Source organism: uncultured Alcanivorax sp. (assembly GCF_947258575.1).
Taxonomy (GTDB): Bacteria; Pseudomonadota; Gammaproteobacteria; order Pseudomonadales; family Alcanivoracaceae; genus Alcanivorax.
Window position 1 is genome coordinate 198795 of the sequence record NZ_CAMYIV010000012.1, and the last position, 25898, is coordinate 224692.

21 protein-coding genes are annotated in these 25898 nt (G+C 58.8%); 8 read left to right on the top strand and 13 right to left on the bottom strand.

Going from position 1 to position 25898, the window contains the following annotated elements:
- Positions 1-67: 67 nt before the first annotated feature.
- The 8 genes from dxs to dctP form a co-directional block, all read right to left on the bottom strand.
- Complete coding sequence (dxs, locus tag Q0Y02_RS14370) at positions 68-1984, bottom strand: 1-deoxy-D-xylulose-5-phosphate synthase (RefSeq protein ID WP_297769911.1); 1917 nt, start codon at positions 1982-1984, stop codon at positions 68-70.
- A gap of 66 nt (positions 1985-2050) precedes the next feature.
- Entirely contained in the window at positions 2051-2947 is an 897-nt protein-coding gene (locus tag Q0Y02_RS14375; protein WP_297769914.1) for a polyprenyl synthetase family protein, read from the bottom strand.
- Complete coding sequence (locus Q0Y02_RS14380) at positions 2937-3179, bottom strand: exodeoxyribonuclease VII small subunit (RefSeq protein WP_035244971.1); 243 nt, start codon at positions 3177-3179, stop codon at positions 2937-2939. The genes Q0Y02_RS14375 and Q0Y02_RS14380 overlap by 11 nt, the downstream gene beginning before the upstream one ends.
- A gap of 493 nt (positions 3180-3672) precedes the next feature.
- Positions 3673-4740 (bottom strand): porin, encoded by a 1068-nt coding sequence (locus Q0Y02_RS14385; protein WP_297769920.1) that lies wholly within the window; start codon positions 4738-4740, stop codon positions 3673-3675.
- A 28-nt stretch (positions 4741-4768) separates the two neighbouring features.
- Positions 4769-5209, bottom strand: coding sequence for a universal stress protein (locus tag Q0Y02_RS14390; RefSeq protein WP_297769922.1), 441 nt, complete (start codon positions 5207-5209; stop codon positions 4769-4771).
- Positions 5210-5245: 36 nt separating this feature from the next.
- Positions 5246-6529, bottom strand: coding sequence for a TRAP transporter large permease (locus tag Q0Y02_RS14395; RefSeq protein ID WP_297770821.1), 1284 nt, complete (start codon positions 6527-6529; stop codon positions 5246-5248).
- 6 nt (positions 6530-6535) lie between these two features.
- A complete protein-coding gene (locus Q0Y02_RS14400; protein WP_297769925.1) occupies positions 6536-7111 on the bottom strand; it encodes a TRAP transporter small permease in 576 nt (191 codons plus the stop codon).
- A 181-nt stretch (positions 7112-7292) separates the two neighbouring features.
- Positions 7293-8303, bottom strand: a complete 1011-nt coding sequence (dctP, locus tag Q0Y02_RS14405; RefSeq protein WP_297770824.1) for a TRAP transporter substrate-binding protein DctP — start codon at positions 8301-8303, stop codon at positions 7293-7295.
- A gap of 325 nt (positions 8304-8628) precedes the next feature.
- Between dctP and Q0Y02_RS14410 the strand changes: the two genes are divergently transcribed.
- Positions 8629-9582, top strand: coding sequence for a tRNA-dihydrouridine synthase (locus tag Q0Y02_RS14410; protein WP_366516927.1), 954 nt, complete (start codon positions 8629-8631; stop codon positions 9580-9582).
- Here the strand turns inward: Q0Y02_RS14410 and Q0Y02_RS14415 are convergent.
- Positions 9530-10552, bottom strand: coding sequence for an MBL fold metallo-hydrolase (locus Q0Y02_RS14415; protein ID WP_297769928.1), 1023 nt, complete (start codon positions 10550-10552; stop codon positions 9530-9532). The two genes, Q0Y02_RS14410 and Q0Y02_RS14415, sit on opposite strands and share 53 nt — an antisense overlap.
- Before the next feature lie 295 nt (positions 10553-10847).
- On the opposite strand from Q0Y02_RS14415, the gene Q0Y02_RS14420 reads away from it, so the two are divergent.
- From Q0Y02_RS14420 to Q0Y02_RS14445, 6 genes are all read left to right on the top strand, one after another.
- A complete protein-coding gene (locus Q0Y02_RS14420; protein ID WP_297769931.1) occupies positions 10848-11105 on the top strand; it encodes a DUF4212 domain-containing protein in 258 nt (85 codons plus the stop codon).
- A 13-nt stretch (positions 11106-11118) separates the two neighbouring features.
- On the top strand, positions 11119-12915 hold the full coding sequence (locus Q0Y02_RS14425; RefSeq protein ID WP_297769934.1) for a sodium:solute symporter family protein: 1797 nt from the start codon (positions 11119-11121) through the stop codon (positions 12913-12915).
- A gap of 191 nt (positions 12916-13106) precedes the next feature.
- Complete coding sequence (locus tag Q0Y02_RS14430; protein WP_297769936.1) at positions 13107-14918, top strand: DUF294 nucleotidyltransferase-like domain-containing protein; 1812 nt, start codon at positions 13107-13109, stop codon at positions 14916-14918.
- 30 nt (positions 14919-14948) lie between these two features.
- A complete protein-coding gene (locus Q0Y02_RS14435) occupies positions 14949-15560 on the top strand; it encodes a 3'-5' exonuclease (RefSeq protein ID WP_297769939.1) in 612 nt (203 codons plus the stop codon).
- Between the two features lie 144 nt (positions 15561-15704).
- Positions 15705-15920, top strand: coding sequence for a hypothetical protein (locus Q0Y02_RS14440; RefSeq protein ID WP_297769942.1), 216 nt, complete (start codon positions 15705-15707; stop codon positions 15918-15920).
- Positions 15921-15957: 37 nt separating this feature from the next.
- The gene (locus tag Q0Y02_RS14445) at positions 15958-19425 is read left to right on the top strand and encodes a hybrid sensor histidine kinase/response regulator (RefSeq protein WP_297769945.1); all 3468 of its coding nucleotides are present in this window, start codon (positions 15958-15960) and stop codon (positions 19423-19425) included.
- Between the two features lie 140 nt (positions 19426-19565).
- Here the strand turns inward: Q0Y02_RS14445 and Q0Y02_RS14450 are convergent, their stop codons facing one another.
- Complete coding sequence (locus Q0Y02_RS14450) at positions 19566-20222, bottom strand: response regulator transcription factor (RefSeq protein ID WP_297769947.1); 657 nt, start codon at positions 20220-20222, stop codon at positions 19566-19568.
- A gap of 184 nt (positions 20223-20406) precedes the next feature.
- On the bottom strand, positions 20407-22356 hold the full coding sequence (gene acs / locus Q0Y02_RS14455; RefSeq protein ID WP_297769949.1) for an acetate--CoA ligase: 1950 nt from the start codon (positions 22354-22356) through the stop codon (positions 20407-20409).
- 428 nt (positions 22357-22784) lie between these two features.
- Between acs and Q0Y02_RS14460 the strand changes: the two genes are divergently transcribed.
- Positions 22785-23978 carry a DcaP family trimeric outer membrane transporter gene (locus Q0Y02_RS14460; protein ID WP_297769952.1) on the top strand — a complete coding sequence of 398 codons (1194 nt, stop codon included), beginning with the start codon at positions 22785-22787 and terminating at the stop codon, positions 23976-23978.
- Positions 23979-24121: 143 nt separating this feature from the next.
- On the opposite strand, the gene Q0Y02_RS14465 is transcribed toward Q0Y02_RS14460, so the two are convergent.
- Together Q0Y02_RS14465 and ectB are read right to left on the bottom strand one after the other, a co-directional pair.
- Complete coding sequence (locus Q0Y02_RS14465; RefSeq protein ID WP_297769955.1) at positions 24122-24517, bottom strand: ectoine synthase; 396 nt, start codon at positions 24515-24517, stop codon at positions 24122-24124.
- 68 nt (positions 24518-24585) lie between these two features.
- On the bottom strand, positions 24586-25890 hold the full coding sequence (gene ectB / locus Q0Y02_RS14470; RefSeq protein WP_297769958.1) for a diaminobutyrate--2-oxoglutarate transaminase: 1305 nt from the start codon (positions 25888-25890) through the stop codon (positions 24586-24588).
- Positions 25891-25898 lie beyond the last annotated feature (8 nt).

Genomic DNA, 25898 nt, shown 5'->3' on the forward strand with positions numbered 1-25898 from the left:
CGCAAAGAATCAAAAACCGGTTGATGCGAAAGCGGCGCCCTTGCGCTGACTAGCGTCGGAGGCCTCTTCAGCGTGCTTCGCGCAGGCGTTGCTGTTCGCTCAGGCGGGTGCGTATTTGCGTCTCGATACCCTGGGCATCCAGTCCGGCCTCGGCCAGTAGCACATCCCGCTTGCCGTGGTGGATGAAGTGATCCGGCAGGGCCAGGTTGAGCACATCCACCAGCAGACCTTCCTCGTGAAGCAGCTCGTTCACTGCCGAGCCGGCCCCGCCCATACGCTGGTGGTCTTCCACGGTCACCAGCAGGGTGTGGCTGGCGGCGGCCTTGAGGATGCCGTCACGATCCAGAGGCTTCACCCAGCGCATATCCAGCACCGTGGCATTGATCGCCTTTCCCGCTTCCTGCGCTGCCGGGGTGAGGGCGCCGAAGGCCAGGATCGCCACCTGCTGGCCGTCGCGCAGGGTACGCGCCTGGCCGATGGGCAGGGCTTCCATGGTCTCTTCAATCTCTACGCCGGGCCCGGTGCCGCGGGGGTAGCGCACTGCCGCCGGGCCTTCGTGCTGGTAGGCGCTATACAGTAATTGCCGGCACTCGTTCTCGTCGGAGGGGGCGGCGATGATCATGTTGGGCACGGTGCGCAGGTAGGCCAGGTCAAACACGCCGCCATGGGTAGCGCCGTCTTCGCCGACCAGGCCGGCCCGGTCCAGGCCGAAGGTTACATCCAGATCCTGCAGGGCCACGTCATGGATCAGCTGGTCGTAGCCGCGCTGCAGGAAGGTGGAGTAGATCGCCACCACCGGTTTCTGCTTTTCGCAGGCCAGGCCGCCGGCCAGGGTTACCGCGTGCTGTTCGCAGATCGCCACGTCATGAAAGCGGTCCGGAAAGCGCTGGCTGAATTCCACCATGCCGGAGCCTTCGCACATGGCCGGGGTAATGCCCACCAGGCGTTTGTCTTGTTCGGCCATGTCGCACAGCCACTGGCCAAAGATGTCCTGGTACTTGGGTTTCTTCGGCTGGCTGGGGACGGCCACCTGTACCTTCGGTTTGGGCTCGATCTTGTTGATGGCGTGGTAGCCCACCGGGTCCGCTTCGGCGGGGGCGAAGCCCTTGCCCTTGGTGGTGTAGATATGCAGTAACTGCGGCCCTTCCAGGGCGCGCATGTTGCCCAGGGTGCGCACCAGTTCGTCCACATTATGGCCGTCGATGGGACCGATGTAGTTGAAGCCGATGGCCTCGAACAGCATGTCCGGGCTCACCATGTTCTTCATGCTTTCTTCGGTACGGCGGATAAAATCCCAGGCCGCCGGCATGGTGGAGAGCACCTTCTTGCCGCCTTCGCGCAGGGCGATATAGCTCTTGCTGGCCCAGATGCGGGCGAAGTAGTTGGACAGGCCTCCCACATTGTGGGAAATCGACATGTTGTTGTCGTTGAGGATCACCAGCAGGTTGGAGCGGGTGTGGGCGGCGTGGCTCATGGCCTCGAAGGCCTGGCCGGCGGTCATGGCGCCGTCACCGATGATGGCCACGGCACGACGGTCGCTGCCCGCCATTTCCGCGCCCAACGCCATGCCCAGGGCCGCGCTGATGGAGGTGGAGGAGTGGCCCACACCAAAGGTGTCGTACTCGGATTCGCTACGCTTGGGAAAACCGGACAGGCCATCCTGCTGGCGGATACTGGTAATGCCTTCGCGGCGGCCGGTGAGAATCTTGTGAGGGTAGCACTGGTGGCCCACATCCCATACCAGCCGGTCGTCGGGGGTGTTGTACAGGTAGTGGAGGGCGACGGTCAGCTCCACCACGCCCAGGCCGGCGCCGAAGTGTCCACCACACTGGCCCACCGCATAAAGCAGGTATTCACGCAGTTCGTCCACCACCTGCTCCAGCCGGGTGGCTGGCAGCCGTCGCAACTCGGCGGGGCTGGTCAGAGTGTCCAGCAGCGGAGTGGCCGGGCGAGTCAGCGGGATTTGCGTAAATGTCTTGGGCATAGAGGTATGCAGCCTGAAATGCACGGCGAAATGAGTGCCTAGTATACCTTCACCGGGCGTCAGGCGTCAGTGATCGCGGGAGATGATGTATTGTGCCAATTGTTGCAATGGTTGGGCGCGTTCTCCATAGCCGGCCAGGGTCTGCTGGGCTTGTTGGCACAGTTCCCGCGCCCGCTGCTGGCTCTGTTCCAGACCAAGCAGGGAGGGAAAGGTGCTTTTCTGCAGTTTCTGGTCGGAGCCGGAGGGTTTGCCCAGCTGCTCGGTGCCGGCGGTGATATCGAGAATATCGTCCTGTATCTGGAAGGCCAGGCCGATGGCATCGCCAAACCGGTTCAGGTCATCGAGCAGGGCAGGGGCGTCCACTTCCGCGGCGAAATAGCCCAGTTGCAGGCTGGCAGTGATAAGCCGACCGGTCTTCAGATAATGCATTTCTTCCAGTGCCGCGACAGTCTGCTGCTGGCCCTGGGCGAGCATGTCCTGCATCTGGCCGGCGGCCATGCCGTCCACGCCGGCGGCCAGACACAGGTGCTGGATCATGGCGATGCGGGTTTCTGCGCGGTAATGGCCGCTGTTGGCGAGCAATTCGAAAGCACGGGTATGCAGGGTGTCGCCGGCGAGGATGGCGGTGGCCTCGTCGAAAGCCTTGTGACAGGTGGGCTGGCCCCGACGCAGATCGTCGTCGTCCATGGCTGGCAGGTCGTCGTGGACCAGCGAATAGGCATGGATCAATTCTACCGCGGCGGCGGGCACATCGGCTTTGCCAGATTTGGCCCCGGCCAGCTGGGCGGCGCCGTAGACCAGTAGCGGGCGAATTCGCTTACCGCCGCTGAGTGCGGCATAGCGCATGGCCTGGCTCAGCCGCGGTGCGGCGCTGGCGGCAGGCACGAAGGTATCCAGTGCCTGCTCCAGGCGGGCCCGGCTGATTTCACCAAGCTGGTCCAGGGCGGGGAAGCTACTGGCCATTATCTTCACCGGCAAAAGGAGCCGGCTCGGCGTCAGTGTTCTGCTCCAGCAGAATACGTACCTTCTGCTCGGCCTGCTGCAGGGCCTGTTGGCATTCCCGGGACAGGCGAACCCCTTCTTCAAAGGCTTTCAGGGATTCTTCCAGGGTCAGGTCACCGGATTCCATCCGTTCCACCAGGGATTCCAGATTGTCCAGTGAGGTTTCCAGCGCGGGGGCTGCCTGCTTTGCCATGGGTATCTCCTAGCCTGAGTGTGTCACCAAAACGCGCTGAGCTATTCACAGGTGCGATGATAGCAGTCAGAAAGGCAGTTTGGGCGGTCTGGGTCAGTGCATCCGGCGGGAACAGTAATGCACAGGCGGTAGTGAATCAATTGCTATCTACCGATCTGCGGGGGCCCGATGGTCCATTGTTCGATTTTTTTGATGGGTTGCAAGTGGCTGATAATGAAAGGGTAAACACGGGATTTCAGAAGCAGGAGGGGATTGATTCCAAATGGTTCTAAACAGGGGGTTCCGGTGCTGGCGGCGGCTTGCTTATAGTGAAATGCCCGCCGGAGGCCGCAGGCAGCTTCTTCCTCTGATCTCCTAAGCTATGGCGTTTAGTCTGCGTCACCGGCGGGGATCCTCTCAAAGCGGCAACAGCGTAACCCCCAAGCATAAACAACGTAACAGGCCGCGCCCTGGCTGGGCGCGGCCTGTTACGTTTTAAGCCGTGCCGTCGCGTTCAGAAATCGTAGCGCAGCCCCACCGTGAAGACCTGTCCGTCGCTTTGTACCTGGTAGCCAGCCAACGGATTGAAGCTGTCCGAGTTGGGGGTGTAGATGGCGTAGCCCAGCTCTTCATAGAAGTATTCGGCGAAGAACTTGAGCGCCTCGGTATGCTGGTAGTCCATGCCCACATGGACGGAATCACCCTGGAAAAAGGCTTCCCCTTCTCCGTCGGACTCTTCCCCTTGAGCGTACATGGCCTTGAAGGTGTACTTGTTCCAGCTGTAGGAGCCGTACAGGTTGTAGGTGACGGGATCGTCATCGACGGTGACGCTGCTGTGGGACAGCAGTTGTTCCACCTTGGCCGCAAAACGCCAGGGCCCGGTGGTGTACGTGGCTGACGCGCCGACCTGATCCGGGCGGTCACCTGAGTCCTGTTCGGTGTCCTGATAGGCAGCTGCCAGTGTCAGGTTATCCACTGACCAGGACAGGGCATATTGCATGGTATCCAGGTAGCTGGTGCCGGCTTCGTCTGTCATGTCCACCCCGGAGACCGTGGCGGTGATTCCGGCCATGCTCGGCGAGGTATAGGTCAGGGCGTCGCGGCGAAAGGCGGCCTGGGTGGCATAACCGGAATAGAACGAACTGAAGAAATCCACCGGGTAGGCCACGTTGTTGTAGTAGGCCAGCCACTGGGTGCCCACCGTCACGCTGCCGTATTGATCATGGGCCGCAGAAATCGTCGCCACCCGCGGCATGCTGTTGTTGTCTTCTTTATAGAGTTCATGAAAGAAGGTGGGGTCCTCGGCACGCAGACGGGCAGAGTTGATCGGAAATTCCAGCGTGGCAGTGATATCCACGTTGTCGAAGTCGTTGTAGATAGCGCTGACGCCGAGCCGCGAATAGGCGTCTCGCAGGCCGGTATAGGAGTCGTCCTCTCCGGGCTGGGCTTCATCCACGGAAACCGCTTCCGCCTGGATGCGCAATGAACCGTAGGGGGTCACCGTCAGTTCCGCATTGGCGGGCAGGGTGGCCATGCCGGTGAGCAGCGCCGCGCTGAGCGGCAGAGTGTATGGGTATTTCATCCTTGAGCTCCCTTCTTTTGTTTTAAATTCAGACAATCAGTACCGGGCAGTGCGACAGGCTGGCGACCCGCTGGGAAACACTGCCCAGAAAGTAGCCGTCCACATCGCCACTGGTGCCCCGTGAACCCATCACGATCAGGTCCACATTGTTGTCCTTGGCAAAACGGATAATGGCCCGGGAGGGCCTGCCTCCCTTGACGAAGGCCCTCACCTGTTTGGCACCGGCGTCGGAGGCCAGCTGTTTTGCCTGGTCTGCAACGGAAGAGGCATATTCCTTCAGCGCATCATCCGGCAGCTGCACATCGTTGGGGCGAACCATTGAAAGGGACGCCTCGAACAGACTGTGGTGTTTGAAGACGCAGAGCAGATACAGCTCGGCATCGTTGTCCTGCTGCAGCTTGGCGGCATGGTCCAGCGCCTTGAGCGAGCCCTGGGAGCCATCCACGGGAACCAGAATCCTTTGGTACATAACTGCCTCCTTGCGGGGAGTTATTCCTCGCTCCAGTTAGTTGAAGACCAGATCTCGCAGGGATAAGGCGATCTGTGGAAACACGATAACCAGCAGCGTGGCTGCCAGAAGCATGATGACGAAAGGTGGAGTGCCTCGTATCACTTCCCAGTACGGGCGTTTGAAAATGGCGATGGCCGTAAAGATGTCACAGCCAAAGGGCGGCGTAGCCGAGCCGACCGCCACCATCATGGTGATCAGTATCCCCACATGTACCGGGTCGAGACCGGCAGAGGCCACTGCCGGCGCGAAAATGGGGGTGAGGACCAGGATCACCACGATGGGATCCACAAACATGCAGGCAATAAAGAAGGCCACGGCAATGGCCATCAATACGCCGAAAGGGCCGGCTTCATTGATACCCACGGCTCCGAGCAAGGTCTGCGGGATCTGGGCAAAGGAGATAATCCAGGAGAAGCCGTTGCCGACTGCCACCAGAATAAACACCACTGCGGTGATCAGGCCGGTGGACTTGGCAATGGCATAGATATCCATGGCCTTGAGTGATCGGAAAATCACGAACTCCAGAATGACCGCATACAGCACACAAGCCGCGGCCGCTTCCGTGGGGCTGAAAATGCCGCCGTAGATACCCCCGACAATGATGACGGGAAAACCTAGAGGCCAGAGCGCTTTTCGCACCGAGGAAAAGCGTTCATTCCAGCTGGCCTTGGGTTCGGTGGGTACTTTCTGGATATGGGCGTAGACCACACAGTAGGCGGAGAACATCAGCAGGATGAGCAGGCCGGGGCCAATGCCGGCGATAAACAGTTCGGCGATGGAGGTGCCGGTAATCACCCCGTAAATAATCATGCCGATGCTGGGCGGAATCAGAAAAGCGATATCGCTGGCGTTAATGATCAGCGCCAGAGTAAAGGAATCCTTGTAACCCGATTCCAGCATGCGCGGTCGCAGCGGTGAGCCAACGGCAACCACAGTGGCCTGGGTAGAGCCAGACACCGCCCCGAACAGGGTGCAGGAGGCGGCGGTGCTGACCGCCAGGCCTCCTTTTATGTGGCCGATAAAGGCCATCACCATGTTAACCAGCCGATTGGCAGACTGGCCGCGGGTCATGATGTCGGCGGCAAGGATGAACATGGGCACCGCTATCAGGGCCGTCGGGCGAATGCCAGCGAGCATTTGCTGGATAAAGAAATCCATGCGATCGAAACCGTCGAACATCATCACGAAGCCGACCACGGCGCCGACGATCAGCGGTACCATCATCGGAAACCCGAACAGCAACAGCACCAGCATGACGAGAAACATGATCCAGGCCATCATCAGTCAGATCTCCGTTTCTTGTTCGTCGTAACCATCCAGCACCGTGGTGGACAGGTACACGTCCCGGGAGAAAATATTCTTTATCCCGGCCATGAAGTACTGAATGCCTGTGACAGTGAGACCCACCGGTACCCACAGATAAATCAGATAAATGGGAAAGCCCAGAGTGGGTAGCACCCGGCCGCTGCTATACACCGAGTAGATGTAGCTGACCGAATACCAGCAAAGGAAAAACATGATCGCGGAGGTGACGAAACTGATCAGAATCATCATCCACCGGCGGACCGTAGTCGGGAACACATCATAGATGGCGGACATGCGAATATGACGACCATGTCGGGCTGCATAACCCAGTCCGGCAAAGGTGATCATGACGATCAGGATGCGGTTCAGCTCTTCGGAAAAGTGCAGGCTTTCGCCAAGAACGAAACGGCCTACGACGTTTGCCACCGTGTTGATGGCCATGAGCAGAACGCCGGTAGCGAGAATAACGGCTTCGACTTTGGCGATGCCGTTGTCGAGGGTGCCGAGAAAGCCTGGCAGGGTGGACTTCTGCGGTGATGGTGCCCCATCGTTCATGATTGCGTCCTTCTGCAATTACCGGTTGAGCGGATCATCCTGATCCGCGCCCCCGGCTTGTGGTGATTCTGGTGTTGCCGGGGAACCCCGTGGAATCCTGTACTGCTATTCAGAGTTCCGGAATTGATCGGTCGCCGGGAGCCGACCGCAGAGCTGTTCGGCCCCGGCGTGGTATTGCCTGTTATTCTTTTTCAATAGCTTCAAGGTCAGCCTTGAACTGCTCAAGCAGTTCGGCGCCGCTCTCACCGGTCATTTCCACGAACCGGTTTTCCACCTGCGGAGCCCGTTCCCGGAATGCCTGACGCTGTTCTTTGCTCAGACGGGTGACGGTAACCTCGTCACTGTCCTCAAGAATCTTGTCGAGCATTTTTTCGCCAAGACCGGGCACGTAGTCTGCAATATGTTCAAAGGCATGATCGGTGGCATTGCGAACCAGTTCTTTATCTTCCTCAGACAAGCCGTTGAAGAATTCCTGGTTGGCCATCATGGCCGTGGTGAACTGGTTATGGCCGGTGAAAATCAGGTTTGGCGACACTTCATAGAGCCCGCCGGACTGGATCCAGAAAATCGGATTCTCCTGCCCCTGAATGATATTGGTCTGCAGTGCACCGTACACTTCGCCCCAGGGCAGGGGAGTCGGGGTGGCACCGAAAGCCTGGTAGGTTTCGGAAAGCAGAGGATTGGTCATGGTACGAATATTCTTGCCCTGGAAACCTTCCGGCGACGTCACTGGCTCATCCGCTGTGATGACCACTTCCCCTTCCGGGTACATGGTCAGCAGTTCCAGGCCCTGTTCGGCGTAGAGCTTGGGAAACATCTCGTTGATGGCTTTGCTTTCCTCAAAGAAGGTAACCACTTTTTCGGATTCCACCGGCAGCAGGTAAGGAATGAAGAAAATCTGTGCCTCGGGGATCAGGGAGCCGGTAAAGCCCGGTGACTGGTTGACGAATTGCAGGACGCCGGCCTGGGTCAGTTCCATGATGTCGTCGGATTCACCCAACTCACCAAAGCGATGAATCTGTAACGTATGTGCCGAGTTTTCTTCGATGTATTCCTTGAACTTGTGTGCGAAAACATCCTGCACATCACCTTCGTATTCTTCGTGGGCATAGCGCCAGTTCTGTCCCTGTGCTTCGGCGCTGGCGGCGGGCTCTTCAGCGTTATCGCTACATGCTGCCAGTGACGCCATCATCACCGTGGCTGCGACGGCGCCTGCTAGTGATCGAATGGTCATTGTGTACCCTCATGTCTGGTTGGCGGTGAAACAATGCCCGCAAAATCTTCCATTTTTCACGAACATTGAGGTTCACCTTGGCAAAGGAAAACCGGAAGTGCAAGAAACCGGGTCCCGTTTATGTCAGGAGTATCACGGGTTTTGTGGACCGATACCGGTTGTCTCGAAGTGCGTCTTTTTGCTGTTTTTCGGGTAGTCGGATTGCCGGGAAGTGGTGGTGCTCTGCTGATTTCAGCGGAAAACAGCAGGGGAGCTGGCGACGCTTTCTGTTAGAATTCGCGCCATGAAACTGATCCTTGCCCCCATGGAAGGCCTGGCTGACTTCTGGGTTCGCCAGGCTCTCACCGACGTGGGCCGTTATGACTGGTGTGTCAGCGAGTTTGTCCGTTTCAGCGGCCAGCTGCTGCCGCCGCGTGTCTTCTATCGCTGGTGTCCGGAGCTGAAACAGGGCTCCCGTACCCGGGCGGGAATTCCTGTGCATGTTCAACTGCTGGGCTCGGACCCTGCCTGTATGGCGGAGAATGCGGCCCGGGCGGTGGAGCTGGGCGCGCCGGCCATCGATCTGAATTTCGGTTGCCCGGCAAAAACCGTCAATCGCCATCGTGGTGGGGCTGTGCTGCTTGATGAGCCGGACGTGGTGCATGCCGTCACGGCGGCAGTGCGCCGGGCGGTGCCGTCATCCATTACCGTGTCGGTGAAGATGCGCCTGGGTAATGAGGAGGATGCGCTGGCACTGGATAATGCCCGGGCGGTGGAGGCGGCGGGGGCTGCCTGGCTGACGGTTCATGGTCGCACCAAGCGTCAGGGTTATCGACCGCCGGCCTACTGGGACCGGATCAGCCATATCCGTGAGGCCATATCGCTGCCGGTGATTGCCAACGGGGAGATCTGGACTCCGCAAGACGCCCGCCGCTGTCAGCATGAAAGTGGTTGTCAGGATTTGATGTTGGGTCGCGGCGCAGTGGCTGATCCCTGGCTGGTCAATGCGCTACGGGATGAAAGCCGCGCTACTCGCTGGGAGGATATCCCGCCGGTGTTGAGCCGGTTCCTGGCCGATGTTATCGGCACAGGCACTGATGCCCAGGTGGCAGGACGGGTCAAACAGTGGCTCAGCTATTTGCGTCGTCAGTGGCCCCAGGCTGGCGTGCTGCTGGAGCAGATCAAGCGGGAATCCGACCCTCTGGCTATGGCGCCGTTTCTGCCGGCACCGGAGAACTCTGTGCCGATGCCGAAGTAGGCGGCGTCAGGGTAAAGCGTTGGAACGGCGGCAACACAAAGAAATCACCATCATGACGGTCGGCCATGGCATGGAATGAGGCATCCAGATTGTCCAGTGCCCATGGTAATGGCGCCACGTCGTCACGAAGTTCTGCGAAAAAATCATCCCAGTGCACCGGTATCACCGTGTGCGCCCCCACCGCCTGGGCGGTTTCCTCCATGAATGCCTGCTGGTAGGCCTCGCTTTGCTTGCCAAGGCTGGCGCTGGCCAGCAGCGCATAATCCGCCTGGTAACGGTCCAGTTCGCCGGGTTGCATGCCGGCGCTACCCTGAATAAGCAGGCTGCCGGCCGGGTGGCTGATCACCAGCCCGTAGCTGGTGCCTTCTTCCCAGGCGCCCAGTGGCGCCGGTGGCGTTACCGGTTCGGTAATCTCGCCCTTGCCGGTCCAGTTTTCGATGGCTGCCGGCAATGGCACGTGACCGGCGGGTACAAAGTAGAGCGTGAAATCGCCGAACCGGTAAGGGTGGTGGGTCTGTACCGTGGTGATGCGTGCTTCCGGCAAGCCGCCACCGCGGCCCACCATGGCGGTGGACGCAGATCCCAGCAGCTGAGCACCGGTACGCTGCGCCACCATGGGTGAATCCATGGCATGGTCGAAATGGGAATGCAGAACCGGGATGGCATCCAGCTCGCTGATGTTCGCCTGTTTCAGGGCGCTATCGATACGTTGCTGATTGGGTTCGATCATGCCAAAAAGCTGGGGGGTGCTGACCCGGGAAAAGTAGCCGTCGGTGAGCAAGTGGGTGGTGCCGTCGCTGACCAGCACGGTGCTGGTGCCGAGAAAGGTAAGGGTAACCTCGCCGGGCCGAGCCTGAGACTGAACCTGGGCAACGGGCCAGTGATCCCGTGAGGGGGATAGCTGGAGTGACACGGTGATAGCAACAGCCGCTACCAAAAGGGCGCCGATCATCCATCGCGCAATTTTCATGGGACATCCAATGTTGTTCTGTGGGCAGGCCGTTCCGGGCCTGGGGGCGCATTTTAACGGAAAACCTGCATTCTGACAGGGACTCTACCGCAATAGACGGTGCTTTTTCGCAAAGTCGGCACGATGCTGACGGATTCTTCTGTCAGCCATATCGTCGCCCCATCCCGTCTGCCCGATCTGTCTGGGCTTCGACTAAAGTCATACTGTGCCGCCGGTGCCCTTTGGCTAGTCTTGATAGCGAGCCTATCCCGATTTGTGGATAGCCCGCTACAACGAGGACGCAGAGGGACGAGTAATGAAAGAAGAAAATGCCCGCGCCTATTGGGCTGCCAACCTGCGATTGATTCTGACCTACCTGGCTATCTGGTTCGCCGTTTCCTATGGCTGCGGAATCCTGCTGGTGGATGAACTCAATCACATTCAATTTTTCGGATTCAAGCTGGGTTTCTGGTTTGCGCAGCAAGGGGCCATCTATGTGTTCCTGGTGCTGATCGTCATGTATGCGCGGTCTATGAACAAGCTGGATCGTAAATTCGACGTCCACGAAGACTGAGAGGGGTAAGATTATGGATGTTCAAACACTCACCTATCTCTTTGTGGGCGGTTCCTTTGCGCTCTACATCGGGATTGCGATCTGGTCACGAGCCGGGTCGACCAAAGACTTTTACGTGGCTGGTGGCGGTGTGTCTCCCATTGCCAACGGCGCGGCGACGGCGGCGGACTGGATGTCCGCAGCCTCTTTTATTTCCATGGCGGGGATCATTGCTTACTCCGGTTACGACGCTTCGGTCTATCTGATGGGGTGGACGGGGGGCTATGTGTTGCTGGCCATGTTGCTGGCACCTTATCTTCGCAAGTTCGGCAAGTTTACGGTGCCCGATTTTATCGGTGACCGTTACTACTCGAATGTGGCGCGTACCGTGGCCGTGATCTGCGTGATTTTTGTGTCCTTTACCTACGTGGCCGGGCAGATGCGTGGCACCGGTATTGTGTTTGCCCGTTTTCTGGAAGTGAACGTGAATACCGGTGTGGTTATCGGTATGGGCATCGTTTTCTTCTATGCGGTACTCGGCGGCATGAAAGGGATTACCTATACCCAGGTGGCTCAGTATTGCGTGCTTATCTTTGCCTTCCTGGTGCCGGCAGTCTTCCTGTCCATCATGATGACCGGTCATGTGCTGCCGCAGACCGGTTTTGGTGCCACCGTGCTGGACGCGGCGGGTAATGATTCCGGTGTCTATCTGCTCAATAAACTGGATCAGGTGGTGACGGACCTGGGCTTTACTGAATATACCGATGGCTCCAAGTCCACCATTGATGTGTTTTTCATCGCCGCTGCGCTGATGTGTGGTACTGCCGGTCTGCCCCACGTGATCGTTCGTTTCTTCACCGTGCCGCGCGTGAAGGATGCTCGCATCAGTGCTGGCTGGGCGCTGTTCTTTATTGCCCTGCTGTACACCTCTGCCCCTGCAGTGGGCGCCTTTGCCCGCCTCAACCTGATTGATACGGTTCACCAGACCCAGTATGAAAAACTGCCTGACTGGTTCTATAACTGGGAAAACTCCGGCCTGATCGGTTGGGTGGACAAGAATGGTGATGGTGCGGTGCAAATGAGTGCCGGCGCCCCCTTCGAAGGCAAGCCTACATTTGCGGGCACCCGTGCCGAAGTCCAGGGCAGCTATGGCGAGCGGGTTCTGACCAATACGCCCACCGACAACGATGCCGAGGTATATATCGACCGCGACATCATCGTGCTGGCCAACCCGGAAATCGGCAACCTGCCGGCCTGGGTGATTGCGCTGGTCGCGGCCGGTGGGGTCGCGGCAGCATTGTCCACAGCGGCAGGGCTGTTGCTGGTGATTTCCAGTGCCATTTCCCATGACCTGCTGAAGAAGACCCTGAAGCCTGATATCACCGAGAAACAGGAGCTGCTGGCTGCCCGTGGGGCGGCGGTGGTGGCGATCTGTATCGCCGGCTACTTCGGTATCAATCCGCCGGGCTTTGTGGCCCAGGTGGTGGCATTCGCCTTCGGGCTGGCAGCGGCGAGCTTCTTCCCGGTCATCCTCATGGGCATCTTCTACAAGCGCATGAACAAGGAAGGCGCCATCGCGGGCATGCTCACCGGGTTGGTCTTTACCTTCTGCTACATCGTCTTCTTCAAGTTCGTGTCTCCGGAGCTGAACAGCGCCGAGCACTGGCTGATGGGCGTGTCTCCGGAAGGTATCGGTACCGTTGGCATGCTGCTCAACTTTGCCGTGGCCTTTACCGTATCCCGGTTCACCGCCCCACCGCCGGAGCATATCCAGCATATCGTGGAAGACATCCGTGTTCCGCGGGGTGCCGGGGAAGCTGTGGCGCACTAAAGAAAGGCGTTGAGCAAACCGGTGTGGAAGTAGTCAATCCGCACCGGTTTTGCGCTTTATGAAACAAGAGAGGAGAGTTAAAAGTTGAAAGTTTAAAGTTGCAACGCGGGCACGGCATTTCTGCTCCTGGCGCGCCATCTCCGCGCTTTTACACTTTGAACTTTCAACTTTTAACTAACCGGTCCGTGGCCATGATTGAAAAGGAACTCGACCAGTATCCGTTCAGCCTGCTGGGAACAGCAGGCCGGCATCGCTTGAACCAGGGCACTGATCTGGCCTATTACGAGCCCGGCGATATTATTCTGGAGGCGGCCAGCCCCAGTGATTACGTCTACGTGGTTCACAAGGGCAGCGTGGCGGAGCTGGACGTGAATGCCCCGGATGGGCGCAGCCAGGTGGGAGTATATGCCGCCGGGGATCTTTTCGGGGCTATCAGTGTACTCAACGGAAAAAGCCGTTACCGCTTCCGTGCCGAGCAACAGACCCTGTGCCACCTGATTCCCGCCGCCCTGTTTCTGGAGCTGTGCGACAGCGAGCCGGAATTTGGCCGCTTCTTCCGCCAGACGCTGGCGGAAAAAAGTCAGCGTCTGGCGGAGCGTCGAGAAGGAGGCGTCACTCTGGCCGGCTTTATGCTGGCACGGGTGGATCAGTGCATGCGCGAGCCCCTGGTTATGGCGCCAAAGGCTACCCTGCGTGATGCAGTGACGGCGCTCAAGCAGCACGGTGTCGACAGCGTGCTGATCCACGGTGATGAGGGCTTTGCCATTGTCACCAAGACCGATCTGCTGACCGCCCTGGTACTCAATGAACAAACTGCCGACACGCCGTTGGAAGCGGCGGCAGAGCGGCAGCTGGTGACCACCCGCCCGGACGACTATCTGTTTACCGCGCTGACCCGCATGACCCGCCACAAAGTTGCCCGTGTAGTGGTGATGGCCGGCGAGCAGGCGGTGGGTGTGGTGGAGCTCACCGATGTGCTCAGCTTCTTCTCCAGCCGTTCCTATGTGGTGGGTCTGGAAATCGAGAAGGCAGAATCCCTGGATGAGTTACGGCAGGCCAGTGAACGTTTGCCGGAGCTGGTGGAAGCACTGATGGCCCAGGGCGTAAAGATGCGCTTTGCCATGGATCTGCTGGCCGCGCTGAATGGGCGCATCATGGCCAAAGCCTTCGGCATGGTGGTGCCGGCAGAGCAGCAGCAAGCCTGTCTGATCATCATGGGCAGCGAGGGGCGCGGGGAGCAGATACTGAAAACCGATCAGGATAATGGCCTGATCCTGGCGGACGGTCAGCACTGGCCCCGCTGTGAAACCGACGCCCGTCGTTTTACCGAAACACTACTGACCCTGGGCTACCCGCCTTGCCCCGGCAAGGTCATGGTGTCCAACCCGGAATGGGTGGGCAGTCTGAGCCAGTGGCAGCAGCGCATTCATGACTGGGCGGGGGATGTCGGAGGCGAAGGCTTGATACGCATCACGACCCTGATGGATGCCCACTGTGTAGCAGGGGATAACCGGTTGCTGGAAACCGTTCGTTCGGCCTTGTTCGATCGCTGTAGTAATGACGATCTGTTCATGGCCCATTTTGCCCGTCCTGTTCTGCAGTTTGCCACGCCACTGAATCTGTTCGGCTCCCTGAAAAAACCGCAGCATGGCATCGATATCAAGAAGGGCGCCCTGTTTCCTGTGGTCCATGGCGTGCGCGCTCTGGCGTTGCAGCAGCGGATTCGTGAAACCTCAACACTGTCGCGGCTGGAAAAGCTGGTGGCAGCGAAGGTGCTGGAGCCTGGCATTGCGGAAGACCTGGGCGAAGCCATGGAGCTGTTCAGTGAGCTGCGTCTGAATCATCAACTGGAGCACCTTCATGGCGATGCCATGAATATTCCCGACAACCATATTGTGGTGCAGCGGCTGTCATCCCTGGAGCGGGATCTGCTCCGTGATGCCCTGCATCTGGTCAGTGAGTTCAAGCAGCGCCTGTCCCGTCGTTTCCATCTGGAATACTGAGGGCGGCCCGTGGGTGCGAGGATACAAGCCATGCTGAGACAACTGCGACGTATTAGTGACCGACACCGTCATGGGCATGGGCCTTTCGCGCATCTTTTCATGCCCTATGAAGGCAGCGATGTCATCGCCATCGATTGTGAAACCACCGGCCTGGATAGCCGCCATGCAGAACTGGTATCCATTGCCGCGGTGCCCGTGAAGCAGGGGCGGGTGCTGACCAGTCAGGCGCTGGATATCAAACTGGCAGCCCCGGATAGCCTGGAAGGCAGTTCCATCCGAATTCACCGTTTGCGGCCGGTGGACCTGGATGAGGGGGAGTCCGTGGTTGCCACGCTGGAGCAGCTGCTGGACTTTATCGGCAATCGGCCCCTCGTGGGCTGGTGCGTGGATTTCGATGTGGCCATGGTCAACCGCTACCTGCGCCCTCTGATGGGGTTTGATCTGCCCAACCCCACCATCGAGCTGTCGTCCCTGTATCAGAAAAAAATGCGCCACTGGAAGCCAGAGCTGGAACCGGATCTGCACTTCGATGCCATGGCCGCTGCCCTGCAGGTTCCCGTCATTGAGCGTCACACCGCCCGTGGCGATGCGGTAACCGCGGCGTTGATGTATCTGCAGCTGCAGAAGCCGGTGCTCAACTAAGGAACGTATGAATAACTCTCAATATTCCAGATATTCCCTGATAAAGAGCACTTGAGACGACAGACAAAGAAAAACGGACCGCGCATGACGAGGCAGGCGAATGCCCTGACCGATGCTCAACCGGATTGCTCGAGGAGACGACACATGTTGTACGCAGAAAAAATAACCCTGATCGCCGGTCTGTGTGTGGTGCTCTATGCCTACCTGCGTTACTGGCAGCGCACCCGTGATACCCGTGGCCTGCTGACCTTCTGGCGGCGGGAAATGACCCTGACGGTATCCGAGTTCAAATGGCAGCGAGCGGGCATCGCCCTGTTGCTGGTGGCGGTGGCGCTACGCTTCACCCAATCCTTGTTATAAGCTCAAAGAAAATAACGGCAACCAACCGGGAGCGGCGGTGTTTTCATTGTGGCAGCTGAGTGGCCTGGCACTGGGGTATGTGCTGGTGCTGTTCGTGATCGCCTGGTGGGGCGACCGGGCGGCACGCCAGGATCGCAAAACCTTTCAGAATGCCTGGGTCTACAGCCTGGGTCTGGGTGTCTATTGCACCTCCTGGACCTTCTACGGGGCGGTGGGAGAAGCCGCCCAGAACGGCTGGAACTACCTGCCCATCTACCTTGGTCCGATTCTCACCGTGCTGCTGGGGGGAGCCCTGATCTACAAGATGGTCACGGTGGCCCAGCAGCATCATATTACCTCCATCGCCGATTTCCTTGCTGCCCGTTACGGCAAGTCCCGCCGGCTGGCGGTGCTGGTCACCCTGGTGGCGATCATCGGTGTGCTCCCCTATATCGCCCTGCAGCTGAAAGCCGTCACCCTGTCGTTTGATTATGTCCTCAAGGATTCTGCCCAGTACGGGGTCGATACGGCTTTGATAGTGGCGGCGCTGATGGCGGTCTTTACCCTGCTGTTCGGCACTCGCCACATCGATACCACCGAGCACCAGTCCGGCCTGATGTTGGCGGTCAGTTTCGAATCCTTTATCAAGGTGGTGGCCTTTGTGTTGCTCGGGCTCTACTGCCTGTATGCCATTTTCGATGGCCCCATGGATATGTGGCAGCAACTGGCGTTGCAAGGTGACGTGCTGCAGATTTTCGAGCCCACCCTGTTTTCCCAGAGTTTTGTCACCGCCCTGTTGCTATCCATGGTCGCGATCCTTTGTCTGCCCCGTCAGTTCCATGCGGGGGTGGTGGAAAATAATGACCTGCGACACCTGCGCACTACCCGTTGGCTGTTTCCGCTGTATCTTCTGATGTTTGCCATCTTTGTGTTGCCGATCGTGGTGGCCGGGGTCATCACCCAGCCTTATCTGATCGGTCAGGCAGACACCTATATGTTGTCGTTGCCCATGGCGCAGGACAATTCCGCCATGCTGATGGTGTCTTTTATCGGCGGCATCGCGGCGGCAACCGGCATGGTGATTGTGTCCACCATCTCGCTGGCCATCATGCTCACCAACGAGGTGCTGTTGCCCCTGTGGTTGCAGTCCCGGCTCCATGAGAAGGATCAACTGGCCGGCTTGAGCCGACAGCTGCGATTCCTGCGCCGGGCCAGCATTCTGGTATTGCTGGGCCTGGCCTTTGCCTTCCATACGCTGATAGATCGTTTCGATGGGCTGGCCAGTATCGGCCTGCTGTCCTTTGCAGCGGTAGCCCAGTTTGCGCCAGCGCTGGTGGGGGCGCTGTACTGGCGCACCGGCCACAAGCAGGGCGCCTTTGCGGGTCTCGGTGTCGGCTTTCTGCTGTGGTTTTTCTGTTTGTTGGTGCCGGTGATATTGCCCATGGAATGGGTGCAGGTGATGAACGACCGGGGCCTGCTGGGGCTGGGCTTGTTGCGCCCCCATGCGCTGTTTGGCATCGAGGGGCTGGAGCCGCTCACCCATGGCGTGTTCTGGTCTCTGTTGGGGAACCTGGCCGCGTTTATCTATTTTTCCCGGCGTGCGACCCACGATGCCCTGGACGAGGCTCAGGCGGCCCGGTTTGTGGACATGCCCATGGACTGGTGGCGCGAAGGCATTGGCCACCCCTCCATTACTACCGCAGAGCTGCTGGAAGTGTGTAAACGCGGGCTGGGCCATCCCCGAGCCGAGCCGTTGTTCTTCGATTACATGCGTCGGCGCAGTGTGTCTGAGGAGCTGGAATTGCCGGCGCCTTTGCATCTGGTGCGCTATGTGGAGCGGTTGTTGGCGGGCACCATGGGGGCCTCTACCGCGCGGATCGTGATGAGCACGCTGCTGCGCAAGCAGAATAGTCGCCATGACGATGTGGTGCGGATGATGGATGAGGCCTCCGAGCTCATCCAGTTCAATCACCAGTTGCTGCGCACCACCATCGAAACCATCAGCCAGGGTATCTGCGTGGTAGATCGAGAGATGCAGGTGGTGGCCTGGAATCAGGCCTATGTGAAGCTGTTCGATTACCCGGAGGGGCTGATCCGTCTGGGGCGTCCCATTGAGGATGTGTATCGCTATAACGCGGAGCGCGGTTACTACGAGGGTGAAAACCTGGAAGAAGATGTGAGCAAGCGGGTGCAGTTGCTGCGTGAAGGCCACTCCCACCAGTTCGAGCGGGCACTGCCCAACGGTATTGTTGTGGAAGTGCGCGGCACGCCCATGATCGGGGGTGGCTTTGTCAGTACCTACATGGATATCACCGAACGCAAACGCGACGAACAGGCCCTGCTTCAGATCAATGAAAATCTGGAGAACATGGTCTCCGAGCGCACCCGCAAACTCACCGAAGTGAATGAAAAACTGGCCCGCGCCAACGAGGGCAAGACCCGTTTCCTGGCTGCCGCTGGCCATGACCTGATGCAGCCACTCAATGCTGCCCAGCTGTTTACCTCTTCACTGCGCCAGCAGTTGATCAAGCGTGATGGTAGTAGCTTTGTTCATGAGGTGGATGTACTCGGGCATGTAGACACCTCCCTGCAGGCTGCCGAGCAGATCATTAGCGCACTGATGGAAATCAGCAAACTGGATACCGGCACCATGCCGGCCCACGTGCACCCGCTGCGCCTGGGGAGTCTGATGGAACCGTTAAGCCAGGAGTTTTCTGCGCTGGCCGCCGCCAATGACCTCAGCCTGCGAGCGGTCATCTGTCACGCCGTGGTGGAAACGGATGAAGGCCTGTTGCGCCGTGTGCTGCAGAATCTGCTTTCCAATGCCATTCGCTATACCGAGCAGGGGCGCATCCTGTTTGGCTGTCGTCGCCAACACAATGCCATCCGCATTGACGTGTGGGACACAGGCCCGGGGATTCCCGATGATCAGCACGAGGCGATCTTCCGGGAATTCCAGCGGCTGCCGCAACAAAGCCGTAAAGCGATAAAGGGCCTGGGGCTGGGCCTGGCCATTGCCGATCGCATCTGTCGTCTGCTGGGGCACCGCTTAACGGTCCGCTCCTGGCCGGGCAAGGGCACCGTGTTCAGTGTCACCGTGCCGCTGGCCAAGGGTGAGGTGCCGCCGGTGCTGCAAGAAACAGTAACCGTTAGCCAGGGCATTCAGGGCATGCGGGTTTTCTGCGTGGATAACGACCCGGCTCTGCTCGCCAGCCTGGTGGCTGCCCTGGAGATGCTCGACTGTGAGGTGATCGCCGCCAGCGGTCTTGAGGACGCCCTGAAAAAAGCCGCCACCAGCCCGGTTCCGGATGTGCTGCTGGTGGATTACCAGCTGGATGACGAAGACGGCTTTACCGTTATCGACGGCCTGGACAGCGGCTGGGACGATGTGGTCCCCGCCATCCTCATGACCGCCGACCGCAACCCGGCAGTACGCGAACATGCGGAAGAACAGGGTATTGGGTTTCTACAGAAGCCGTTGACGGAGGGGATGCTTAGGAGAGCGTTGGAGGCAGTGAATAGTTAATAGTGAACAGTTAATAGTGCGCGGCGAGCGCATGTGTTTTTAATACGCACGAGGCCGTGACCAAACCATGGTCGCGGCCTCGTGTCTTGAAGAAACCATAAACCCAAAACCGCGAGCTGTTAACTGTTCACTATTAACTGTTAACTACCTTCCACCCCCTGCGGTTCAATCGCCAAATCCTTCAACGCCAGTACCGCCTGGGTGCGGTTGCGTACGCCCAGTTTGCGGAAGATGGCGGTCATGTGGGCCTTGATGGTGGCTTCTGACACATCCAGTTCGTAGGCGATGACCTTGTTCTGCATGCCTTCCATGAGCATTCCCATCACCCGAAATTGCTGGGGTGTGAGGCTGGCGATGCGCTCGCTCATGGCGGAATGGTCGGGCAGGGTGGGGGGCATGGCCCGGCGGGCATGCTCCGGAAGCCAGCGCTCACCCTCCATGATCTTGCGCATGGCATCGGTCATGGTATCGATGGAGGCCGATTTGGGAATAAAACCATCGGCACCAAAGTGAATGGCGCGCTGAATGACATCGACGCTTTCCGTGGCGGAAATCACCACCAGCGGCACCTTGCGATATTGCTCGCGCAGATAGACCAGGCCGGAAAAGCCATGGGTACCCGGCATGTGCAAGTCGAGCAGAATTACATCAAAAGGAATGGCCTGCTGGCCCAGGGTTTCCAGGGTGGCAAGAGAGTCTGCTTCGTGGATGGTGGCATCGACAAAGCTGGCCTCCACCGCCTGTTTCAGGGCAGCGCGGAAAAGGGGGTGGTCATCGGCTATCAGTATTGTTGTCATGACCTTGATTTAAGCATGAAAGAAAAAAAGATGCTGCCCTGGCGGGCAGCATGGAAGGTGGAATAAAACAACAGACTCCCTTCAGCGTAAATTCTCTGGCACTTTCTGTATGGCGCCCTTAGCTCCGGATGGTTCGCAGCCGAGGCCGCGGGCGGCTCTTCGTGCGCCCTGTGCTGATCTGAAATCACCGGTTCACCCGGGTTTCCACCAGGCTGGCCACCACGGCCGGGTCCGCCAGTGTGGAAATATCCCCCAGGCTGTCGTGCTCGTTGGAAGCAACCTTCCTGAGGATGCGGCGCATGATTTTGCCGGAACGGGTTTTCGGTAGCCCGGCAGTGAAATGGATCAAATCCGGGGTGGCGATGGGGCCGATTTCCCGGCGTACCCACTGGCGCAGTTCCTGGAGAAGAGCATCGCTGGCAGCTTCGCCGTCATTGAGCGTCACATAGACATAGATGCCCTGGCCCTTGATGTCGTGGGGGTAGCCGACCACGGCGGCTTCGCACACCTTGGGGTGGGCGACCAGCGCGCTTTCCACTTCTGCGGTACCCATGCGGTGGCCGGACACGTTGAGCACATCATCCACGCGCCCGGTGATCCAGTAGTAACCGTCTTCGTCGCGGCGGGCGCCGTCCCCGGTGGTGTAGTAGCCGGGGAAGCTGCTGAAGTAAGTCTGCACAAAACGCTCATGGTCACCCCACAGGGTGCGGGCCTGCCCTGGCCAGCTATCGGCGATCACCAGGTTGCCTTCGGCGGGGCCATCCAGCAGGTTGCCATCGTTATCGACCAGGGCCGGTTGCACGCCGAAGAAGGGCAGGGTGGCGGCACCGGGTTTGGCTTCTATGGCAGCCGGTAACGGACAGATCATGATGCCGCCGGTCTCCGTCTGCCACCAGGTATCCACCACGGCAGCCTGGCCGTTACCGACCACATCGTGGAACCACTGCCAGGCCGCCGGATTGATCGGCTCGCCGGCGGTGGCCAGCACGCGCAGTTTGTCACGGCGGCTGCTCTCGCAGCAGTGGTTGCCACCTGCCATCAGGGCGCGAATGGCGGTGGGGGCGGTATAGAGAATTTCCACCTCGTAGCGATCGATGATATCGCCCACCCGCTGGTCGTTGGGATAGTTGGGCACCCCTTCAAACATGACGCAAGTGGCACCGTTGGCCAGCGGGCCGTAGACCAGATAGGTGTGGCCGGTGATCCAGCCCACATCGGCCGTGCACCAGTACACCTGGCCGGGCTGGTAATCGAAGGCGAGCTGATGGGTCAATGAGGCGTAGACCATATAGCCGCCGGTGGTATGCAGCACCCCCTTGGGCTTACCGGTGGAGCCGGAGGTATAAAGGATGAACAGCGGGTCTTCCGCGTTCATGGCTTGCGCCGGGCAGTGGCTGTCGCTTTGAGCCTGCTCTTCTGCGTAGTCCAGGTCGCGGCCGGGTTGCCAGTGAATGTCATTGCCCACGTGGCGAACGACCAGCACGTTTTCCACCACATCGGTGCCGTCCTGGAGCAGGGCCTCATCCACATTGGCCTTGAGTGGAACCGGCTTGCCGCCACGGCGACCGGCATCGGCGGTGATCACCATCCTGGCGCCGCAATCGGCAATACGACCGGCCAGGGCATCCGGGGAAAAACCGGCAAACACCACAGAATGAATAGCGCCAATGCGGGCGCAGGCAAGCATGGCGAAAACGGCCTCCGGGATCATCGGCATATAGATCATCACCCGGTCGCCTTTGCCGACACCTTGTCGCTTGAGCGTATTGGCAAGCTGGCAGACATGCAGGTGCAGGGCCTGGTAGGTGATCTCCCGGCTCGGTTGGCCGGGTTCATCCGCTTCCCAATACAGAGCGACCGCATCGCCATTGCCGGCCAGGTGACGGTCGATGCAGTTGCTGCTGGCGTTCAGCTCGCCGTCATGAAACCAGCGAATATGGACATCATCCGGGTGGAAGCGGGTGTCGCGAATGTGTTGCGGTTCGCGTAGCCAGTCGATTCGCTGAGCCTGGCTGCGCCAGAAACCGACACTGTCCTGCAGACTTTGCTGGTAGAGAGACTGGTAGTCGTTGGCGTCGATCCAGCAATGGGATTTCAGTGTGGCTTTTACCGGCACGCGTTTACCCGTTTCCATGGGACTTCCTCACTGAAGTGATGAAATTATTTTTAGCAGTCTTGGCAGTGTGCGAAAGCAAGGCTCTGGCCTGAATTAGACCTTGGTCGTAATGACGCAACAGGCGGCACGCTTCAGGTAGCAGGTAAAACCAGCAAGGCGCCGCTCCGGCGTTATCCATCTTGTCCTGGGAAGCGATGCTTGCATCGCGAAGAAGTTGGCAGGGCGTGGGGTATTCACGATGCAAGCATCGTTTCCCTCGGGGTGTTGGGAACATGGCAAGGAATCACCTGGCCGCTTTCATGTGATTTCGTCTTCGCCGGGCGTCCAGCATCAGCCGTATGGCATTTTCACTGCGTTCGACCTATGGCTAATAGTTGAGCGCACAGGGTCCGAGCAAGCTGTTCGTGGAGTGACTTACGTGTTGATGAAAACAAGAGGACAGGGCCATGACAGCAATAAAACCCACGTACCTGTGTGCCGCCGTGTTGTTTGCCCATGCGGGTATCGCAGGTGCTGCAACGCTGGAGGAGCGCGTTGCCGATCTGGAAAACAAACTGCAGCACAGCGGTGGTAACAGTCAGATCACCTTCGGCGGTTTTATCAAAGCCGATACCATCTTCAGCAAATATAGTGATGGGGAAGACGCATCATCCGCCATCGGGGAGGACTTTATGGTGCCCTCTACCATCCCCGTCGCTGGTGAAGAGGGTTCCGGCAAGCTGCACATGATCGCCAAACAAAGCCGCTTCTGGCTAAAGAGCGTGACGCATACTCCGGTGGGGGATGTGAAGGGCCATATCGAGATTGATTTTCAGACCAATGGCCTGGGCAATGAACGTATTACCAACAGCTATGCACCGCGGATTCGTCACGCCTACCTGAGCTGGGATAAATGGTTGTTCGGGCAAACCTGGTCGACCTTCTTCAATGTCAGCGCGCTACCGGAAACCCTGGATTTTGTCGGCGCTGCCGGCACCGTGTTCCAGCGGCAAGCGCAGATCCGCTACACCCGTGGCCCAATCATGCTGGCCCTGGAAAACCCGTCTACCACCCTCTACGGCGGTGCGGAAAACCCCTACGACGATAACGGAGTACCCGATGTGGTGCTGCGCTACAACCTGGCCGGCGACTGGGGCAATGTCAGCCTTTCCGGCATGGGTCGTGAGCTGGCCTATCAGGATAATATCGGTGGCCAGGACCGTGACGAAAGCGAATACGGGTATGGTCTGGCTGTGGCGGGCAAGATGATGCTGGGTGAGAGTGACGACGTGCGTTTCCAGCTCAATTACGGCAACGCCATTGGCCGTTACCATACGCTGAATGCGTTCCGCTCCGGGCAGATTGAAGCGGATGGCGATATCGAACTGATTGATCAGTGGAGCGCGGTTCTGGCCCTGCGTCACCACTGGAATGATACCTGGCGGTCCAATGTTGCGGTATCCATGAGCGAAGCGGACAACCCGGATACCGTGGCCGGCACCAGTAATGAAAGCGTGCAGAGCGCCCACGCCAACCTGATTTGGCAGGTGGCCAAACCGCTGTCTCTGGGGGGCGAGTTGATCTATGGCGAGCGGGAAACCGAGGCCGGCGATGACGGTAACCTGAAGCGCGTACAGCTCACTGCCAAGTACGCATTCTGAGAAACGAGGCTTTATTGATTTAACCGTTGTCCCGAAATGACAGCGACGGTAAATCGAGAAAGGGGAAAAAAAACGGGGCGCATTAAGCGCCCCGTTTTTTTGCATGCAAGCCTTCTGCATGCCGCGTGTAGCGGCTGGTGATCTTAGTCCAGATCCGCCGGGTACACGCCGTGCTCGTCGTGCACTTCCTTGCCGCTCAGGGGCGGGGTGAAGGCACAGGCCACCACCATGTCTTCGTCACCACCATAAAGCCAGTGCTCGTCGTGTTCGTCGAGCAGGTAGATGGTGCCCGGCAGCAGGTCGTAGATCTTGCCGTCGGCGATGGTTTCGATCTTGCCGTTGCCGGAAATCACATACACGGATTCCCAGTGGTTCTTGTAATGGATGTGGGTCTTGGTGCCCTTGAAGATGGTGGTGATGTTGAAGGAATGACCCATCTTGTCATCTTTCAGGGACAGGCGCACAGACTGCCAGTTGCCGTTTTCGGCTTTGACACAACGCTCTGATTTTTCGGCTTCAGCCAGAGTACGAACGATCATGAATATGACTCCTGAGCAAAAAAGGGAGGGAGGAAAGGCTCCCCCGGGGAGGGGGAGCGGGCAGCCTGTCAGGCAGAGATGCTGGCAACAGAGTGCGCTTCACCGCGTTTGATGCGGTCAGTCATCACTTCGGCAACGCTTTCCTTGACGATATCCAGAGCCCGGGTCAGGTCTTCTTCATCAATGGTCAGCGGGCACAGGGTCTTGATCACCTGATCATCGGCACCGGAGGTCTCGATCACCAGCTGGCGCTTGAAGCAGGCCTTGGTGATTTCTCCGGCCACTTCGCCATCGCGAGCTACCAGTCCCTGCATCATGCCGCGACCATTCAGGTAGAACCAGTGGTCGTCATAGGTGTTGGCGATCTCGCGGAAGCGGTCGGTGATGATGTCCGCCTTGCGCTGTACTTCCTTGGCGAACTTGTCGTCGCGCCAGTAGTGGTTGAGTGCAGCAGCAGCAGTCACGAACGCCAGGTTGTGGCCACGGAAAGTCCCGTTGTGCTCACCGGGTTTCCACATGTCCAGTTCCGGCTTCAGCAGCACCATGGCAAACGGCAGACCGTAGCCACTCAGGGACTTGGACAGTGTGATGATGTCCGGGGTGATGCCAATATCATCGAAGCTGAAGAAGGTGCCGGTACGGCCACAGCCAGCCTGGATGTCATCGAGAATCAGCAGCATGTCGTGCTTGCGGCACACTTTTTCCAGGTTACGCAGCCAGTCAAAGCTTGCAGCGTTGATGCCGCCTTCGCCCTGCACGGTTTCTACAATCACTGCAGCCGGGTGATCCACGCCGCTGGAAGAGTCGCCCAGCACCTTGTCCAGGTACTCGGTGGTGTCGAAGGCATCGCCCAGATAGCCGTCGTACGGCATCGGTGTAACGCCGCCCATGGTGACCCCTGCAACGCCACGGTGGTGGCTGTTACCGGTGGTGGCCAGGGCACCCAGGCTCACGCCATGGAAGCCGTTGGTAAAGCTGATGATGTTCTCGCGACCCTTGATGTTACGGGCAACTTTCAGCGCCGCTTCCACCGCATTGGTACCGGTGGGGCCGGTGAACTGCATGACATAGTCCATATCGCGGGGCTTCAGGATCACTTCATAGAAAGCATCCATGAACTCACGCTTGGCGGTGGTGTGCATGTCCAGGCCATGAACAATGCCGTCACGCTGAATGTACTCAAGCAGCTTCTCTTTCAGAACCGGGTTGTTGTGGCCGTAGTTGAGGGTGCCCGCGCCGGCCAGGAAATCGATGTATTCCTTGCCGTTTTCGTCATACAGGTAGCTGCCCTTGGCCTGGTTGAAGACCACCGGGAAGCTGCGCGCATAGCTCATTACTTCCGATTCGTGACTGTCAAAAATGTCGGTATCCATGATTCCTG